Genomic DNA, 17769 nt, shown 5'->3' with positions numbered 1-17769 from the left:
CTCAACCATAGAATCTCCCACACTTACTGTGCCCGCTCTGGATAGCGTTGTTTGGATCAGATCCGCACGTTACCGCGCGGCCCGGCGATCGCCCAGATGATCAAGCCCAGTACCGGCAGCAGCAGGATCAACAGGATCCACAACACTTTGGCGCCGGTACTCGCGCCGCTTTTGAACACGTTGATGATCGCCCAGATATCCAGCGCGAGGATGATCAACCCGATCAGACCATTAAAAGTGGAACCCATGGTGTCGCTCCTAAGTGAGGGCTTGCCTGCTTAGGATAGTCAGCCGTGGCCGGGGGTTCCGTTTTATTTCAGACGTGTACCGCAACCCGCAGGGCTTCCAGCGATGGTTCGCCCTTTATGCCGGTTTCGGCACACAACTCCAACACCCGTGGCACGTCGTCGCCGTAGACCAGCACAGCCTGGATCTCGTCGTCCAGCAACTGGCTGAAGTTCATCAGCACGTAGCCGCCGTTCTCCGGGTTGAGGGCGCTCATCTGGATCTGGATGCGGTTCAGCGCGGTCAGGGCTTCGGTCTTGGCCAGTTGCTTGGGCTTGAGGTTGAACGCCACGCCGGGGCCAAAGGAGGCGACGATCTGGGCGAACAGGTCCAGGTAGGTGTCGGCCTGGAACAGCACGGTGTCGGGCAGGCTGCCGACGACGATCCACTCGCCCAGGGGAATCGGGAAAGTGTCGTCGTAGTTGATGTCCGGGTTGGCGGCCAGGAAAGCGTCGGGATCGGCGTAGGCCTGGGCCGCCTCGTCCGCCACCCTGGCGATCTCGGGTTCGCTCATGCAGCCGGAGCTGATTTTGCTGATGAGTTCGACGAGTGCGGTTTTCATGGGGTGGTCCTGTGGCGGGGCTGATTTTGAGGGCGCAAAGCCTACACCAGTTTTTCCAACTGCGCCGCCGTATCCACCGCCCCCATGGTCTGGGCCGCTGCCAGCGCGGTCACGCCCTGGGCATCGGTGGCCTTGGGATTGGCGCCCTGGCTGATCAGGTAGTCCACCATTTCGGTACGGTTGAACATCGCCGCCATCATCAAGGCGGTGCGACCATCAGAGGATGCGCCTTCGACCAACGCTCCGCCTTCGATCAACGCCTTGACCACCGGCAGGTTGCCCTTGAACGCCGCGCCGGCAATCGGCAGCTGGTTCTTGTCGTTGGCAATCTGGGGGTCGGCCTTGAATTCCAGCAGCACTTTCACCGCGTCCACATGGCCATGGTAGGCCGACAGCATCAACAGCGTATCGCCATTGTGGTTGCGCAGGTTCGGCGGCAAGCCCTTGGCCAGCAACGCCGCCAGCATCGCGGCATCGCCCTTGCGCGCCACATCGAACACCTGCTCGGCAAATTCGGCGGCTTCGTCTTCGGTCATTTGTTTGGCTTGGTCTGACATGTGGGGCTCCTTGTCTGGTGTTTCATAAGGCGCCCAGTCTCGCGATGGAGTTCCCCACTGTCATGCCTTTTTTCCCAAAAGCGGCGATAGGCAGAATCAATAACGGAACTTGCCCGCCTGGATATCCGCCAACAGTTGCCCGGTGACCGGCACATAACTGTCCGACCCAGGCAGCCAGGCAAAGATCGGATCATCACCGGCCTTGCCCGGGTCGAACGCTTCCTCCTTGAGTTTCACCTTCTGGTATTTGAAGGTGCCCGTGGTTTCCATCTTCACCTTGATCCGCAGGAACAACGGCACCGCATACGCGGGCAATTGCCCGTGGGCGAAGGTCAGCAACTCGCGCATGTCCAGGGAAGCCAGGGATTCGGCAGGCGTAATGGCCGCCATGCCCGCGCGGCCGTTGGTGTTTTCAATCTCCACGCCGTAGGCCACCACTTCGGAAATCTGCGGGTGCTGCAGGAAGATGTTCTCGACTTCGGTGGTGGAGACGTTTTCACCTTTCCAGCGGTAGGTGTCCCCCAGCCGGTCAACGAATTGGGCGTGGCCGAAGCCGATATTGCGCAACAGGTCGCCGGTGTTGAAATAACGGTCGCCCTTCTCGAACACGTCGCTGAGCACCACCTTGCGGTTCTTCTCGGGGTCGGTGTAGCCGTCGAACGGTGCCTTGTCATCGATCCTGGCCAGCAGCAGCCCCTGGCCCCCCTTGGGCACTTCGCGCATGAAACCGTCGGCGCCGCGAATCGGCTCACAGCTGTCATGGGCGTAGTCCACCAGTGCCCAGTGCATCAGGGAAAAGCCAATGGTGTTGTCGAAGTTCAGCACATTGGTGAAGCCGATGTTGCCGTCACTGGCGGCGTACAGCTCGCAGATATGATCAACGCCAAAGCGCTGCTTGAACTCAGCCCAAACCCCTGGGCGCAGGCCGTTGCCGATCATCTTCGTCACCCGGTTATCCAGGTCGCGCCCGTGGGCAGGCTGGTCGATCAGGTAGCGGCACAGCTCGCCGACATAACCCAGGGTGGTCGCATTGAATTTGCGCACATCGTCCCAGAACTGGCTGGCGCTGAACTTGCGGCGAATCGCGAACCCCGACGCCCCGGCAATCGCTGAACCCCAGCACACGCACAGGCCAGTGGCGTGATACAGCGGCAAGGTGCAATAGACGACATCCTCGGGCCCCATATCCAGGGCGATGGTGCCGAAACTGGCCGAGGACTTCATCCAGCGGCCGTGTTTGAAAATGCCGGCCTTGGGCAAGCCGGTGGTGCCGGAGGTGTAGATATAGAAGCAAGGGTCGTTGAAAAAAATCTGCTGGGTGCTGGCGGGGTTTTCCACCGGGCAGTCGGCGCTGGCAGCCATCAGGTCGACGTAATCCGGCGGCACATGGCTGTGCTGCTGATCGGCAATAAACCAGGTTTTATCCGCCTCGATGGCCACCTGGCTGCGCACGGCCTCGTAGGCCCCTACCAACTCGGCTCCCACCACGATGGCCGCCGGTGCCACCAGGTTGAGGCTATGTACCAGCGCCGACTGGGTTTGCGAGGTATTGAGCATCGCGCAAATGCCGCCCACCTTGGCCACGGCCAGTACGCTGAGCAACAACTCGGGGCGGTTCTCGATAAACAACGCCACCACGTCGCCCTTGCCGATCCCCTGCTGCTGCAGGTAGTGAGCCATGCGGTTGGCCTGCTGGTTGGCCTGGCGGTAGCTCAGCACCGTGTCGCCATACAGCAGCGCGGGGCCGTCGGGGTTGCGTTGGGTGGCTTGTTCAAAGGTCCAGCCCAGGCCGCACGGCTGGTCGGGATCGGTGATGTTGGCAACGCGGATTCCGCGCACCAGGCGCGGCAGTGCACGGACAATGGTGGGCACCTTACGCAGCATCATGCCCCAGGTGATCATGTCACTTGGCGGGTGGTTCATGGCGGGAACGTCCTTTTTCTTATTGTTCGTATGACCCTCAAGGCACCCATCGCACTGTAAGACCCGCGCCGAATGCCTTGCAGGAAAATACGCCAGCCGTTCTTCGGCTGTACACGCAGGATTTGAAAAGTTTTGTATCCCGAAAGGAAAAGGAATTTTGCGCACCGCCAGGTGGTCACTATGGAAGACCTGCCTTGCGTGCCAGCGGTGAAACACTTGGCAAAACCCCGCAAAATGCAGGATGCACGATGGCCATTCATGCAAATTGCACGAAACTGAAATTCTTAGAATTTTATAAATATTTGATTTATAACGATTTTTTAAGATAGTCAGTACTGGCACAATCACTGCACCTATCACTCCACGCTGCAAAACATGAGCTAACGGAGCTGATAGACATGAGCCTGATCCAAGATAAATTTTCTTCTGTGTTCTCCAATTTCGACGTCACCACCCAGGCGCGTCCTGATGGCGGCATCCTGCTGACCTTGCGTAATAGCGAAGGCAAGCAGATCAAACGTTCGATCTCTTATCAGCAACTGCACACGGCCGACCAACTGACGTGGGTCATCAGCGCCATTCGCCGCGACCTGGCTGAACAAGCCAGCGACCTGCCACAGATTTCGATGCTGCAAAGCCAGAACCGCTTTGCCCTGCCGACCTACCATTCGGCTTGACCGTCATGCAGGACCCGAACAGGTCGTGGTGCCGTTGCGCACCACGGCCTTTTTTTATTTGCACAATCCCTGTTTCACCGCCTCGTTCACGGCCTGGACCCGGTTAGTCACCTGCAACTTGCCGTAGATGTTGCGCAGGTGAAACTTCACCGTGGCCTGGGAGATGGAGCGAATCCTGCTGATTTCCCACACCGTCTTGCCCTCGACCGCCCAATGCAGGATTTCCCGTTCCTTTGGGGTCAGGGGTTTACCCGACAACATCGCACGCGCCTTGCGGTTGGCAACCGGCGCGCTGTCCGTTTGCGTGGACGGTTGTTCCTGTGGCTCCGAACCGCTCATGCAGGCCTCTCTCTTCATATAGGTCTTGTAACGCCCGAAGTCGGATTACTCCTATTGACAGGCGAATAAATATTGAGACCAGAGAGAGTTACACAAAGAGTGGAAGTAACAAGTAAGGTCAACGATAAACAGCTGTTACCCACAAACTTTCAAGTTTATTCCTACAGCGATTTCCAACCTGAAGGAATTGAAGTTAAAAAAATGCCCCCTGTTCAGGAGGCATTGCCGGACGAACTTAGTCATCAAGCCGGGGAAAACCCTCGGCGATCGCGTCGCCGGTCAGCATGACCGCCAGCCCTTCAGGGTCACTGAACAGGCGGATCGCCACAAAGTGCGGGTTCTCCCCCATATCAAACCAGTGCGGGATGCCGCTCGGCACCAAGATCAGGTCGTTTTTCTCGCAGAACACCGCGTACACATAATCTTCGATGTGCAAGGTAAACAGCCCACGACCCGCTACGAAAAAACGCACGTGGTCTTGGGCCATGCGGTGTTCGTCGAGTCGCTCGGCGCGCAATTGGGCTTTCTGCGGGTGATCGTTGCTGACGCGGAGCACATCAACGGTGGTGTAGCCGCGCTCGGTCATCAGCTTGTCGATGGGCGCCTGGTAGGCGGCGATAATCTCAACCTCGCTGGCCCCGGGCTCAAGTCGGGTAGTCGCCTGCCAGCGATCGAACCCCACACCCAGCTCGGCCAGGGTCGAGGCGATATCGTCCTGGTGAGTCAGGACCTTGTTCGGGGTGTCGGGGGTGCAGACGTGGTAAACCGCGAGATAGCTCATCAAACTCTTCCTCTGTCACGGGAGCCGCTCATGGCCGCTCCTCTTGCAATCGAATGCCAATGATTAGGGCGGCGGCCAGGGCCGCGACGCTGGCAATGCTGAAGGTCAGGGTCGGCCCCAGCAGGTTCCAGCTGTAACCTGAATAGAGTGCGCCCAGCGCACCGCCGGTACCGGCCAGTGCCGCATACAGTGCCTGGCCCTGCCCTTGCTGGCGAGCACCAAAGCTGCGTTGCACGAACTGGATGGCCGCCGCGTGGAAGCTGCCGAAGGTCGCCGCGTGCATCACCTGCGCCAGCAACAGCACCCAGAAGAATTCGGCAAACGAGCCCAGCAGCAACCAGCGCAGTGCGGCCAGCAGGAAACTCGCCATCAACACCCGGCGTACCGAAAAGCGCGTGAGAATCCGGCTCATGGCCAGGAACATCAAGACTTCCGCCACCACGCCCAGCGCCCACAACATGCCGATCACGCCACGGCTGTAACCGAGGTGTTCAAGGTGCAGGGTGAGGAAGGTGTAGTACGGACCATGGCTCATCTGCATCAGCGCCACACACGCATAGAACGCCAGCACGCCGGGGCTGCGCAGTTGCCGCAAAAAGCCGTCACCGGCCAGGCGATTCCCCTGGCTCAGGGGCTGCGCATTCGGCACCCAGAGGCTGGCGCCGATGATGCCGGCCATGATCACCACGACCACCACCGGGTAGATATCCAGGCTCAGCCAGTCGAACAAGCGGCCCATGATCACCACGGTGAGGATAAAACCGATGGAGCCCCACAACCGCACCTGGCTGTAGCGCGAGGTCTGGCCTTGCAGGTGCGCGAGGGTGATGACTTCAAACTGCGGCAGGACCGCGTGCCAGAAGAACGCGTGCAAGGCCATCACCAGCGCCAGCCAGGCGTAAGTCTTGCTGACAAAGATCAACGAGAAACTCACCAGGGTGCACACCGCGCCAAAGCGCACGATGGCCAGGCGCCGGCCGGTGTAATCCCCCAGCCAGCCCCACAGGTTGGGTGCCACGCAGCGCATCAGCATGGGGATGGCCACCAGCTCGCCGATGCGCGCGCTGGAGAACCCAAGGTGATCGAAGTACAACGCCAGGAACGGCGCCGTCGCCCCCAGCAGGGCGAAATAGAACAGGTAGAAGCTGGAGAGTCGCCAGTATGGAAGGGCTTGCGTCAGCATAAGTGACTTGTGGCGAGCGAGCTTGCTCGCGCTGGGGCGAGAAGCTCCCCCACTAGAAGCGCCGCAGTTCTCCAGGTCCTACCGGGTTGCAGGCTTTGGGGCCGCTGCGCAGCCCAGCGCGAGCAGGCTCGCTCGCCACACACGGTCACAGCTGGCCCAATACCGGAGTACTGACTTTTACGTCGGCGTTTTGCCCACGATGGCGCAGCAGGTGGTCCATCAACACAATGGCCATCATCGCCTCGGCAATCGGCGTGGCGCGGATGCCGACGCACGGGTCGTGACGGCCCTTGGTGATCACGTCCACCGGGTTGCCGTGCACATCGATCGAACGGCCTGGCGTGGTGATGCTGGACGTCGGCTTGAGGGCCAGGTGCGCAACGATTGGCTGGCCGGAGGAAATGCCGCCGAGAATGCCGCCAGCGTTGTTGCTGAGGAAACCTTCCGGGGTCAGCTCGTCACGGTGCTCGGTGCCACGCTGGGCCACACAATCGAACCCGGCGCCGATTTCCACGCCCTTGACCGCGTTGATGCTCATCAGCGCGTGGGCCAGTTCGGCATCGAGGCGGTCGAAGATCGGCTCGCCCAGGCCCGGCATCACGCCTTCGGCAACCACGGTGATCTTGGCGCCGACGGAATCCTGGTCGCGGCGCAACTGGTCCATATAGGCTTCCAGCTCCGGCACTTTATCCGGGTCTGGGCAGAAGAAAGCGTTGTCTTCGACGCTGTCCCAGGTCTTGAACGGGATTTCGATCGGGCCCAGCTGGCTCATGTAGCCGCGGATCACGATGCCCTGGGTCGCCAGGAACTTCTTCGCAATCGCACCGGCCGCCACGCGCATCGCGGTTTCCCGCGCCGAGCTGCGGCCACCGCCACGGTAGTCGCGCTCGCCGTATTTGTGGTGGTAGGTATAGTCGGCGTGGGCCGGGCGGAACAGGTCCTTGATCGCCGAGTAGTCCTTGGACTTCTGGTCGGTGTTGCGAATCAGCAGTCCGATGGCGCAGCCGGTGGTTCGGCCCTCGAACACGCCCGAGAGGATTTCGACTTCGTCGGCTTCCTGGCGCTGGGTGGTGTGGCGGCTGGTGCCGGGCTTGCGGCGGTCGAGGTCACGCTGCAGGTCTTCCAGGGACAACTCGAGGCCCGGCGGGCAGCCGTCGACAATGGCGACCAACGCCGGGCCATGGCTTTCGCCCGCGGTGGTAACAGTGAACAGCTTGCCGTAGGTATTGCCGGACATGCAGGGCGCTCCGTGAAATCAGTTGAATCAAGTCAACCGTAATAACTTAAGGCGGCCAGTATACGCAGGCTAACCGACTAGTTCATCCTCGAAACCTTACCGGTAGACGTTGGTCCAACCGGCACCTTCCTCATGATGGCGCGATGATGCTGCGAGTTCTGCTTTTGACCCTCACTCTGTTTTCCAGCCTTGGCTTCGCCGCCTCCCCTGTCGTGCTGCAACGGCCCATCAGCCTGGACACCGGCAGTGGCGAGCTGTTTGGTTCGCTGTTGTTGCCCAAATCCGACAAGCCGGTGCCGGTGGTGCTGATCATCGCCGGCTCCGGGCCCACCGACCGCAACGGCAACAGCGCCGACGGCGCACGCAACGACAGCCTCAAGCGCCTGGCCTGGGTGCTGGCCAGGCACAACATCGCCAGCGTGCGCTACGACAAGCGCGGCGTGGCCGCCAGCCTTGCCGCCACCCCCGATGAACGCAACCTGACCCTGGATGCCTACGTGTCCGACGCCGTGGCCTGGGGCAAGTTGCTCAAGGCCGACCCACGCATGGGCCCGCTGATTGTGCTGGGCCACAGCGAAGGTGCGCTGGTGGCCGCCCTCGCCGCCCCGCAGCTCAACCCGGCCGGGGTGATTTCCCTGTCGGGCAGTGCGCGCCCGGTGGACCAGGTGATCCGCCAGCAACTGGCCGACCATATGCCTCCAGCGCTGTTACTGCGCAGCAACCAGATTCTCGATCACCTCAAGGCCGGCCAGGTGGACGCCGATGTGCCCACCCCCCTTGAGGGCATTTTCCGCCCCAGCGTGCAGCCCTATCTGATCAGCCTGTTCCGCGCCGACCCTTCGGCGGCCTTTGCCAAATTAACCATGCCGGCGCTGATCGTCCAGGGCACCAATGACCTGCAGGTCGGCGTGGCCGATGCGCAACAATTGCAGAAGGCCAAGCCCGACGCCGAGCTGACGGTGATCGAAGGCATGAACCACGTGATGCGCATCGTGCCCAACAACGTGAAGCAGCAACTGGAGTCCTATAACGACCCGCAGTTGCCGCTGGCGGCTGAACTGGGCACCCGCCTGGTTCGCTTTATCGACGGACTTCGCGCCAGTTAAGCGAGTATTGCCCTCCAGTCCTGAGCAAAACGGCCGATAAGCCATGGGTCGACAGCAAAAAGCCTGTCGGCCCGCAGAGCTTGGACAGGATCGCGCCGAATGACGAACACCGAAGCAACACCCGAACCTACCGCCGACACCACGGCTGACACCGAGGCCGCCGCATCGGCCGCGTTACCGTGGGCGGAGGTGCAGGCCGAACATTTCAAGATGCTGCGCCTGGCCCCTTTGGCCACCGACCGTGCCACGGGCGTGCGGCCCCTGCGCTTTGTGCAGTTTGGCTGGGCCGAACGCAACAACAAGGACCACAGCCTGCTGCGCATGGTCATTCAGTTGCCGGGCCAGCGGGTGCGCCGGGAACAGAACCATTTGGATATCTGGGTCGATCACGCGACCCATCGGGTGCATTTTGGCCCGGGCAACAGCCTGGAGATCGAGCCGGCTAACCGCGGCATCGGCCGTTTCCTGGTAGCCCAGGGCGCCGCCTGGGCGAAAAAGAAGTGGTCGCACTACCGCGTCGACGGCGTCGACCTGGCCAACAAGGACGCCCTCAACGAAGCCACGCGCCTGCGCCGGGATCACTTCCTGCGTATCCAGGGCTTTGATGTGGCGTACGCCGATGTCCAGCATTTGAAGGGCAACGTGCAGCCGGGCAAGGTCAGCGATGTGCTGGACAGCTGGAACACCGAAAAGCTGCAGTTCGTGGAGATTCTGGAAGCGGCGCAGATGCTGCAACAGGCCGAGCAAAACCTGGCGGAACAGGAAGTGAAACTGCGCAAGGAAGAGGAAAAAGTCACCAAGTTCAAGCGCGAAGACAGCGGGTTGCGCTTCACGATTACGTGCCTGGTGGCGTTTACCGTGTTTCAGGCGGGGTTGTTGATCTGGATTGCGACGCATCGGTAATCCGGTTTATCAATTGAAACCGGATCAAAATGTGGGAGCGGGCTTGCTCGCGAATGCAGTGTGTCAGTCACCGGATATCTTGACTGAGCCACCGCATTCGCGAGCAAGCCCGCTCCCACACTGACCGCGTTACCCACTTGGAAGCGGTTAAACCCTGGCGGCAAACACCGCCTGATGCGCCCGGCACTGCTCGGCCGTCAACATGAACACGCCATGCCCGCCGCGCTCGAACTCCAGCCAGGCGAAGTCCACTTCCGGGTACAACGCCTCGACGTGAACCTGGCTGTTGCCCACCTCGACAATCAGCAAGCCCTTCTCGGTCAAGTGATCTGCCGCCTCGGCCAGCATCCGCCGAACCAGGTTCAAGCCGTCGTCACCGCAGGCCAGGCCCAGCTCCGGCTCGTGCTGGTATTCATCCGGCATGTCGGCAAAGTCTTCGGCGTCGACATACGGCGGGTTGGACACGATCAGGTCAAAACGCTGGCCCGGCAAACCATCAAAGCCGTCGCCCTGAACGGTATACACGCGCTCATCGACGCCATGGCGCTCGATGTTCTGGTTGGCCACCTCCAGCGCTTCGAAGGACAGGTCGCCCAGTACCACTTCGGCGTCCTGGAACTCGTAGGCGCAGGCAATACCGATGCAACCGGAACCGGTGCACAGGTCCAGAATGCGTGCCGGCGGTGTGCCCAGCCACGGTTCGAAGCGGTTTTCGATCAGTTCGCCAATCGGTGAGCGGGGAATCAATACACGCTCATCAACGATAAACGACATGCCGCAGAACCAGGCTTCCTTCAACAGGTAAGCGGTCGGCACACGCTCGTGGATACGGCGGTGCAGCAACCGTTGCACGTGGGAGATTTCCTCTTCTTCCAGGTTGCAATCCAGGTAACTGTCGGCAATTTCCCATGGCAGGTGCAAGGCGCCGAGCACCAGTTGCCGGGCTTCGTCCCAGGCGTTGTCGGTGCCATGGCCAAAAAACAGGTCTTCCCCATGGAAACGGCTGACGGCCCATCGGATGTGGTCGCGCAAGGTGCGCAGGCGGGAAGTGATCACGGGGGCAAGCTCCTGGAAAAAACGACCGGCGATTCTAACAGTCTTAAGCTGTACCGACGATGTACGAAAAAACCCTTTGCCGCACGTCGGATTTCATCTTAAACGTGGTTTTTGCCTAAACGTAGTGCCCTATTGACATCGCTGCACGCCAACAACGGCGTACCTTACGATGGTAGCGATTCACAGAAGCGCTCAGCCAGAGGACAATGTCACAAAAGCCCCACTCACAGGAGCCCCAGAATGTCCGTTCCAAAGACGATGTTTCAACTCAGCGGTCGTGGTTACGCAGCGGCGAACCTGAACCATGCGACCCTCGTGATCATCGACGCCCAGAAGGAATACCTCAGTGGTCCCCTCGCCCTCTCGGGCATGGACGCTGCTGTCGAACATATCAAGCAACTGGCGGCTGCCGCGCGCAACGCCGGGCGCCCGATCGTGCATGTGCGCCACCTGGGCACTGTCGGCGGGTTGTTTGACCCTCAGGGCGAGCGCGGTGAGTTCATTCCTGGCCTTGAGCCACAGGCCGACGAAACCATCATCGGCAAGCTGCTGCCCAGCGCCTTCCACGGCACCGGCCTGGAGAAACACCTGCAAGACCTCGGTTCCCTGGACCTGATCGTCTGCGGCTTCATGAGCCACTCCAGCGTCAGCACCACGGTGCGTGCGGCAAAAAACCTGGGCTTTCGCTGCACCCTGGTGGAAGACGCCTGCGCCACCCGCGACCTGCCTTACAAGGGCGGCATCCTCAGCGCCGACCACGTGCAGCAGACTGAAATGGCCATCATGGCTGACAACTTCGCCACCCTCGCCTTGACCAAAGATCTGATCTGATCGACCTTCGATGAGCGGGTAGCCGCCCGCTCATCCGCAAATACCTGTCATTTGCTGCAATTGCCTCTGTACCCGGAACAACCTGTGTATCTTCCGGTCGAAGGGCCGATACCCTGGAGGAAAGGTCGGAATGAAGATATCCGATGGTTTTGATGCTCGTCGCTTGCGCCCCAAGGGCCCGAGCAACTGGCGTCTGCGCATCGGCGCCGGCTTTGCCGCGCTGTTGGCGATAGGTGGCGTACTACTGGCAATTGCTGGCGGCGCTGGTTTGGTTGGACACTCACCGGCCCTGGGCGAGCTGAATGCCAGCCCTGGCGGTTCTGCAATACTCTTGGTCATCGGCCTGCTGGTGCTGTGGTTCGGCGTATGGCTGTGGCGCCGTTGCCGTCGGCGCATGCGCCAACCGCTGTCACTGAACATCGCTTCGCACCTGATGAAAAAGCACGACTGATGGCGCACAGATAGCGTTTGTTGCGCATCAAGCCGCCGCGATTAGGTAAACTGCCCGCCCTTCGCGGAGGCTGACATGCAAGACGACGATTTTTCCCTATTCAAGAACGAGCTGCGCGGCGTCAAGCCGATCAAGCATGATCGCGCCGACACCGGCAAACCCAAGACCGATCGCGCCCAGATCGCCAAGCTGCGCCAGGCCGCGACCGTGCGCACGGACGCCACCACCGTGGACGGCCTGTCGGATCAATTCGTTATCGATGTAGGTCCCGAAGACGAGTTGATGTGGGCCCGCGACGGCGTGCAGGAAAGCCAGATGCGCAAGCTCAAGGTCGGCCAGATCCCGTTCGAGGGCAGTCTCGACCTGCACGGCATGACCGTCGAAAAAGCCCGCGAAACCCTCTGGGCGTTCCTCGCCGAAGCCACCAAATTCGAAATCCGCTGCGTGCGCGTCACCCACGGCAAGGCCGTGCGCCTGGACGGCAAGCGGCCGATGATCAAAAGCCACGTCAACACCTGGTTGCGCCAGCACTCCCAGGTGCTGGGTTTTACCTCATGCCAGCCACGTCACGGCGGCGCTGGCGCGGTGTATGTGATGCTCAAGCGCACCATGATGGAAGGCCGCGACGAGTAACAAGTGCCATCGTCAGGCTTGCAGCGATGTGTTGGCCGCCGTACCCTTGCCCTTTGCGAAAATCCCACTAGGTAGTTTCATGTCCCTGGAACAGAATTACACCGCGATCCTCGGCCAGCTCGGCGAGGACGTTTCCCGCGAGGGCCTGCTCGACACGCCAAAACGTGCCGCCAAGGCCATGCAGTATCTCTGCCGCGGTTATGAACAGACCCTCGAAGAAGTCACCAACGGTGCCTTGTTCAGCTCTGACAACAGCGAAATGGTGCTGGTCAAGGACATCGAGTTGTACTCGCTGTGCGAACACCACCTGCTGCCGTTCATCGGCAAGGCTCACGTCGCGTATATCCCGAGCGGCAAAGTGCTGGGCCTGTCGAAGGTCGCGCGTATCGTCGATATGTATGCCCGCCGCCTGCAGATCCAGGAAAACCTCAGCCGCCAGATCGCCGATGCGGTCCAGCAGGTCACCGGCGCCCTGGGCGTTGCAGTGGTGATCGAGGCCAAGCACATGTGCATGATGATGCGCGGTGTGGAGAAGCAGAATTCGTCGATGATCACGTCGGTGATGCTGGGTGAGTTCCGCGAAAACGCGGCGACCCGCAGCGAGTTTCTCAGCCTGATCAAGTAATACGCGGCACCTGGAAAAACCGGCGTTCATCGCCGGTTTTTTTTCGCCTGTGAAAAATCAGGTAAGCTGCGCCCCCTTAAGTCTAGGGCAAGAGGTTTCAGCCATGTTCGTCAAAGCACTTCGAGTGGGCCTCGGCCACGTCATCATCGCCGGCGACTTCCTGACCCGTCCGCGCAAAAAGCAGCGCCCTGCCGAACAACAGGCGCAGGTGAACGCAGCGGCCAAGGACCTGACCCTGTATCAATTCCACGCCTGCCCGTTCTGCGTGAAGACCCGCCGCACCCTGCACCGCCTGAACGTGCCGGTGGCCTTGAAGGATGCGAAGAACAACGAGCAGGACCGCCAGACCCTGCTGGAGCAAGGCGGCAAGATCAAGGTGCCATGCCTGCGCATCGAAGAGAACGGCCAGACCACCTGGATGTACGACTCCAAGGTGATCATCGATTACCTCGACAAGCGGTTTGCGGCGGTCTGACAAACAGCGAGGATCCAGTGTGGGAGCGGGCTTGCTCGCGAAGGCGGAGTATCAGCCACAGACGTAGTGGCTGATACTCCGCCTTCGCGGGCAAGCCCGCTCCCACATTAGTTTGGTATTGCCAATTCAAGATCCAGCAATGCTGAGCCCAGGCACTTGCCATGGGCGTCCAGCGCCAGCGACCGCGTCACCCCGCCCCGCAGGATCCCCGGCAACACGAAGTTCAGTGCCTGCACATTGGGCAGTTCATAACGCCGCACCGGTGCGGCACCCGCCTCCAGCAACGGCGCAAAAAACGCCGCCACCACCTCAGCCGTGAGTTGCTTGCAGAGCAGCGGATAGTCCTCGGCCCGATACGCGATGATCGAGATGTTCGAGGTGTCGCCCTTGTCGCCCGTTCGGGAGTGGGCCAGGGTGTGCAGTTTCATGACTCGATCCTCGGGTTGACCGCGTGACGAGGCAGCAGCAACGATGCCACCGCCACCACCTGGCGCAGGCTCTTGCTGGCGCCGCCGCCGCCGGACGGGCCGTTGGTGTAGAGGGTTTCCACTTCATTGCCGACACGCACCGCCTCGCTGCGTTCTGCGCAGCGGGCGGCGATGCGCAGGCGCACTTCCCACGGTTCAACCGTGCTGCGCGGGCCGTGCAGGGAGTCGACGCCGATCAATTCGGCACGCACGTCCTGCATGCGCACACCGGTCAACTCCAAGCGTTTCAGGACCACATCGCGAGCCAGTTGCGCACGAGCGACCGCGCCCGGGCCACCGTAGGAAATCTGCCCCTCACCGATCCAGCCGTCCAGATAACCGACGCTGACTTTCAACGCTTCGGGACGTGGCCGTCCGCTCGCGCCGTGGGCACGCACCCGGTCCACGGCTTCTTCGGTAAACGCCACCTGGGAAAAATCCGCGCACACGTCCGGTGTGAGGTAGGCCGCCGGGTCGTGCACTTCGTAGATCAATTGTTCGGTACACGTGGCACGGCTGACCCGCCCACCGGAACCTGCGACCTTGGTGATCAAGGCCTCGCCGTCTGGGTCAATCTCGGCCAGTGGAAAGCCCAGGCGTGCCAGATCGTCCACGTCCTTGAAACCCGGATCGGCAAAGTAGCCACCGCTGACCTGCCCCGCACATTCCAGTAAATGCCCCACCAGCGTGCCGCGCCCCAGCCGTTGCCAATCATCCGCAGCCCAGCCGAATTCGAACATCTGCGGCGCCAGGAACAACGAAGGGTCTGCCACCCGGCCGGTGATCACCACGTCAGCCTCGGCGCGCAAGGCGTCGATAATGCCGTCGGCGCCCAAATAGGCGTTCGCGGAAATCAACCGCTCGCCCAACGAGCCAAGGGTCTGGCCGTTGTCGAGCAACTGCTCCGGCTGGGCACGCAAGGTCTCAAGCACGTCGTCGCCAACCACCGCCAGCACCTTGAGGTTAAGCCCCAGTTCACTGGCAATCCGCCGCACTTCAACCGCCGCCGCCACCGGATTGGCCGCGCCCATATTGGTGATTACCCGCAGGCGTCGGCGCCCTTCGGGCCGGCCGACAAAGGGCAGCACGCGGCGCATGCGCTCACTCAACAGCGGGTCGTAACCGCCTTGTGGATCGCTGATCCGCGCCTGTTGCGCCAGGGCGATGGTGCGTTCGGCCAGGCATTCGAAGACCAGGTAATCCAGGTCGCCCTGTTCGGCCAATTCCACCGCAGGTTCGATACGGTCGCCGGAGTAGCCGGCGCCGGAACCGATGCGCAAGGTTTTCATTTCAAATCACTCCCAGGAGCAAAGCCGTCAGGGTCATCAACACCGATGCGGCAAACAGAAAGGGGATGGTGAAGCGCTGGTGATCGGCCAATTCGATCTTGCACAGGCCCACCAACAGGAAGGTCGCAGGCGTCAACGGGCTGACCGGAAAGCCGGTGGTGTGCACGCCCAGCAACGAGGCCTGGGCCACTTGCAGCGGGTCGACGCCCAAGGCCTTGCCGACTTCGGCGATCACCGGCATCACGCCGAAGTAGTAGGAATCCGGGTCAAACAGCATGCTCAGCGGCATCGACAGGAAGCCCACCACCGCCGGGATCAACTTGCCGTGGCCCGCCGGAATCTGCGCCACCGCCACTTCGGCGATGGCCTTGAGCATGCCGGTGCCTTGCATGATGCCGGTGAACACACCGGCAGCGAGCAGGATGCTGGCCATGGTCAGGGCGGTTTTTGCGTGGGCGTCGATCCGCGCGCGCTGGGCGTCGACGTTCGGGTAGTTGATGCACAGCGCCACCACCGTGCCGAGCATGAACATCACCACCGGGTCGACCCAGCCGGCGATCATCACCACCATCACCAGTACCGTCAGGACCAGGTTGACCCAGAACAGCCGCGGGCGACGCAGGGCAATGTCATCGTCGCTGAGCACCCGTTGCGGCACGGCGTCCACGCTGGAACCAGCGCCCAGGCCCAGGCGTTTTTCTTCCCGGTGGCCCAGCCACCAGGCGCAGGCGAATACAAAGACCAGGCCGACGATCTGCACCGGGATCAGCGGCTGGAACAAGTCCGCCACCGGCACGTGCAGCGCCGCCGAGGAACGCAGTACCGGGCCGGTCCACGGCAGGAAGTTGACCCCGGCCGCCATCGCCGCCACACACGCGAGGATGCGTTTATCAATTCCCAGCCGCGTGTACAGCGGCAGCATCGCCGGCACCGTCACCAGGAAGGTCACCGCGCCGGAGCCGTCGAGGTGCACCAGCAGGGCCAGGGTCGCGGTACCGACGACAATCCTTGTAGGACGCGTCCCTACCGTGCGCAGGATGCGATCAATGATTGGATCCAGCATGCCGGCATCGGTCATGATCCCGAAGAACAGGATCGCGAACACAAACATCCCCACCACGGGGGCGACGTTCTTGATGCCGGTGATGATGAAGGCGCTGGTTTGCAGGCCGAAACCGCCCAGCAGCGCGGCGATGATCGGCAAGGCGATCAGGGCCACCAGTGGCGACAGACGTTTGCTCATGACGGCAGTGAGCAGGCACAGGATGGTGATGACACCCAGGGTAGCGAGCATGGGGTAGCTCCAGAACGGCGTTTTCGGCCGGTTATTGTTTTCCCTGGAGTATTGGAATCGCGTTAGGCTTTGTAAATTGGAATATTCGGCACTCCACATTCGAAAAAACAAAACGCTCGAGCAAAATAAAAATGAAAAATTCGATCCAGCATATCCAGGCGTTTCTCGCCGTTGCCCGCACGGGCAGCTTTACCAAGGCCGCCAACGAACTGCATTTGTCGCCCTCGGCGCTGACCGTGCAGGTGCAGCAACTGGAGGAATGGCTGGGCGTCGCGCTGCTCGACCGCAGCCCGCGCCACGTCAGCATCACCGCCGCCGGGCTGGATGCACGCGGGCCGATGGAGAAGCTGTTGCTGGACCTGGACAACATCGTCACCGGCTCCCGTGACCTGGCAGCGCTACGACGAGGCGTGGTGACCATCGCCGCCCTGCCCTCCGTGTGCGCCGGCGCGTTGCCTCCCGCCCTGCGCCTGTTTCGCGAGCGTTTTGCCGGGATCGAGGTCCGCTTGCATGACCTGGTTGCTCACCGCATTCATGCGCAAGTGCGTTCGGGCGAGGTGGATTTCGGTATTGGTGTGCGGGCGCGGCTGAGTCATGGACTGGCGTTTGTGCCGGTGCTGAATGATCGGTTATGTGCGTTCGTGCCGCTGGATCATCCGCTGACTCGTTTTGCAAAGTTGAGCCTGGAGCAACTGGCCGACCAGCCGATCATCCTCACCGGCCGCGACAGCAGCGTGCGGGAACAGGTGGACGCGTTGTTCGATGAAACACGCCTGACGATGCTCGCGGGGATGGAGGCCAACTACATGTCGACCGTGTTGGCGTTGGTGCGGCAGGGCTTGGGGATCAGTGTGTTGCCGGAATCGGCGGCGGACAGTCTGGAGGGGTTGAAGCGGATTACCATTGATCATCCGGGGGTGAACCGGGAGATCGGGTTGATCAGTCGCAGTGGACAGCCGTTGAGCCCAGCGGCGCAGCGCTGTTTTGAGTTGCTCAGTGAAGAATTACCTGGCGCACCGCAAAACTAAATGTGGGAGCGGGCTTGCTCGCGAAGGCGGTGTGTCAGCCAATGCATAGGTTGGCTGATCCACCGCT

General features: G+C 61.4%; 21 protein-coding genes. 9 read left to right on the top strand and 12 right to left on the bottom strand.

Annotated elements, in window-relative coordinates:
* Window positions 1–56: 56 nt before the first annotated feature.
* The 4 genes from HX839_RS28690 to HX839_RS28675 form a co-directional block, all read right to left on the bottom strand.
* Window positions 57–248, bottom strand: a complete 192-nt coding sequence (locus HX839_RS28690; protein WP_003172956.1) for a PLDc N-terminal domain-containing protein — start codon at window positions 246–248, stop codon at window positions 57–59.
* A 68-nt stretch (window positions 249–316) separates the two neighbouring features.
* Window positions 317–847, bottom strand: coding sequence for a hypothetical protein (locus HX839_RS28685; protein WP_134326016.1), 531 nt, complete (start codon window positions 845–847; stop codon window positions 317–319).
* A gap of 41 nt (window positions 848–888) precedes the next feature.
* Window positions 889–1404, bottom strand: a complete 516-nt coding sequence (locus HX839_RS28680) for an ankyrin repeat domain-containing protein (protein ID WP_003216773.1) — start codon at window positions 1402–1404, stop codon at window positions 889–891.
* Between the two features lie 96 nt (window positions 1405–1500).
* The gene (locus HX839_RS28675) at window positions 1501–3327 is read right to left on the bottom strand and encodes a long-chain-acyl-CoA synthetase (protein WP_177068062.1); all 1827 of its coding nucleotides are present in this window, start codon (window positions 3325–3327) and stop codon (window positions 1501–1503) included.
* Between the two features lie 398 nt (window positions 3328–3725).
* Between HX839_RS28675 and HX839_RS28670 the strand changes: the two genes are divergently transcribed.
* Complete coding sequence (locus HX839_RS28670) at window positions 3726–4004, top strand: DUF3509 domain-containing protein (protein WP_003216777.1); 279 nt, start codon at window positions 3726–3728, stop codon at window positions 4002–4004.
* 54 nt (window positions 4005–4058) lie between these two features.
* Here the strand turns inward: HX839_RS28670 and HX839_RS28665 are convergent, their stop codons facing one another.
* From HX839_RS28665 to aroC, 4 genes are all read right to left on the bottom strand, one after another.
* Window positions 4059–4343 carry a response regulator transcription factor gene (locus tag HX839_RS28665; RefSeq protein WP_003216779.1) on the bottom strand — a complete coding sequence of 95 codons (285 nt, stop codon included), beginning with the start codon at window positions 4341–4343 and terminating at the stop codon, window positions 4059–4061.
* Between the two features lie 235 nt (window positions 4344–4578).
* Window positions 4579–5124: an acireductone dioxygenase gene (locus HX839_RS28660; RefSeq protein ID WP_008433207.1), complete on the bottom strand. Its 546-nt coding sequence runs from the start codon at window positions 5122–5124 to the stop codon at window positions 4579–4581.
* Window positions 5125–5152: 28 nt separating this feature from the next.
* Window positions 5153–6304: an MFS transporter gene (locus HX839_RS28655; RefSeq protein ID WP_166742190.1), complete on the bottom strand. Its 1152-nt coding sequence runs from the start codon at window positions 6302–6304 to the stop codon at window positions 5153–5155.
* Between the two features lie 148 nt (window positions 6305–6452).
* Window positions 6453–7544, bottom strand: a complete 1092-nt coding sequence (gene aroC, locus HX839_RS28650) for a chorismate synthase (protein ID WP_003213122.1) — start codon at window positions 7542–7544, stop codon at window positions 6453–6455.
* Window positions 7545–7687: 143 nt separating this feature from the next.
* On the opposite strand from aroC, the gene HX839_RS28645 reads away from it, so the two are divergent.
* Both HX839_RS28645 and HX839_RS28640 read left to right on the top strand, forming a co-directional pair.
* Window positions 7688–8650 (top strand): alpha/beta hydrolase, encoded by a 963-nt coding sequence (locus HX839_RS28645; protein WP_003213124.1) that lies wholly within the window; start codon window positions 7688–7690, stop codon window positions 8648–8650.
* 99 nt (window positions 8651–8749) lie between these two features.
* Window positions 8750–9553: a hypothetical protein gene (locus tag HX839_RS28640; protein ID WP_003213127.1), complete on the top strand. Its 804-nt coding sequence runs from the start codon at window positions 8750–8752 to the stop codon at window positions 9551–9553.
* A gap of 147 nt (window positions 9554–9700) precedes the next feature.
* On the opposite strand, the gene prmB is transcribed toward HX839_RS28640, so the two are convergent.
* Window positions 9701–10609, bottom strand: coding sequence for a 50S ribosomal protein L3 N(5)-glutamine methyltransferase (prmB, locus tag HX839_RS28635; protein WP_177020688.1), 909 nt, complete (start codon window positions 10607–10609; stop codon window positions 9701–9703).
* Window positions 10610–10849: 240 nt separating this feature from the next.
* Here prmB and HX839_RS28630 point away from each other — a divergent pair, with 240 nt between their 5' ends.
* The 5 genes from HX839_RS28630 to HX839_RS28610 all read left to right on the top strand — a co-directional run bounded on the left by HX839_RS28630 (window position 10850) and on the right by HX839_RS28610 (window position 13624).
* A complete protein-coding gene (locus HX839_RS28630; protein WP_003213131.1) occupies window positions 10850–11440 on the top strand; it encodes a cysteine hydrolase family protein in 591 nt (196 codons plus the stop codon).
* Between the two features lie 130 nt (window positions 11441–11570).
* Window positions 11571–11891: a hypothetical protein gene (locus HX839_RS28625; protein WP_003213133.1), complete on the top strand. Its 321-nt coding sequence runs from the start codon at window positions 11571–11573 to the stop codon at window positions 11889–11891.
* Window positions 11892–11966: 75 nt separating this feature from the next.
* The gene (locus HX839_RS28620) at window positions 11967–12524 is read left to right on the top strand and encodes a Smr/MutS family protein (RefSeq protein ID WP_003213135.1); all 558 of its coding nucleotides are present in this window, start codon (window positions 11967–11969) and stop codon (window positions 12522–12524) included.
* A 79-nt stretch (window positions 12525–12603) separates the two neighbouring features.
* Window positions 12604–13149 (top strand): GTP cyclohydrolase I FolE, encoded by a 546-nt coding sequence (gene folE / locus HX839_RS28615; protein ID WP_003204506.1) that lies wholly within the window; start codon window positions 12604–12606, stop codon window positions 13147–13149.
* A 103-nt stretch (window positions 13150–13252) separates the two neighbouring features.
* Window positions 13253–13624, top strand: a complete 372-nt coding sequence (locus HX839_RS28610; RefSeq protein WP_063031984.1) for a glutathione S-transferase N-terminal domain-containing protein — start codon at window positions 13253–13255, stop codon at window positions 13622–13624.
* 107 nt (window positions 13625–13731) lie between these two features.
* Here HX839_RS28610 and HX839_RS28605 read toward each other — a convergent pair whose 3' ends face one another.
* From HX839_RS28605 to HX839_RS28595, 3 genes are read right to left on the bottom strand one after another with little or no spacing between them, the layout of a single operon-like run.
* Window positions 13732–14052, bottom strand: coding sequence for a hypothetical protein (locus HX839_RS28605; RefSeq protein WP_177009490.1), 321 nt, complete (start codon window positions 14050–14052; stop codon window positions 13732–13734).
* On the bottom strand, window positions 14049–15380 hold the full coding sequence (locus HX839_RS28600) for an acyclic terpene utilization AtuA family protein (protein WP_177068061.1): 1332 nt from the start codon (window positions 15378–15380) through the stop codon (window positions 14049–14051). Before HX839_RS28600 ends, HX839_RS28605 begins: the two co-directional genes overlap by 4 nt.
* Before the next feature lies 1 nt (window position 15381).
* Entirely contained in the window at window positions 15382–16674 is a 1293-nt protein-coding gene (locus tag HX839_RS28595) for a CitMHS family transporter (protein ID WP_003213142.1), read from the bottom strand.
* 131 nt (window positions 16675–16805) lie between these two features.
* On the opposite strand from HX839_RS28595, the gene HX839_RS28590 reads away from it, so the two are divergent.
* Entirely contained in the window at window positions 16806–17702 is an 897-nt protein-coding gene (locus HX839_RS28590) for a LysR family transcriptional regulator (protein WP_003213144.1), read from the top strand.
* Window positions 17703–17769: the final 67 nt, after the last annotated feature.

The sequence above is a fragment of the Pseudomonas sp. I8001 genome (assembly GCF_013385345.1).
Classification (GTDB): domain Bacteria; phylum Pseudomonadota; class Gammaproteobacteria; order Pseudomonadales; family Pseudomonadaceae; genus Aquipseudomonas.
Note: the sequence above shows the minus strand (reverse complement) of the source record. Positions and strands in the feature narration are given on the sequence as shown.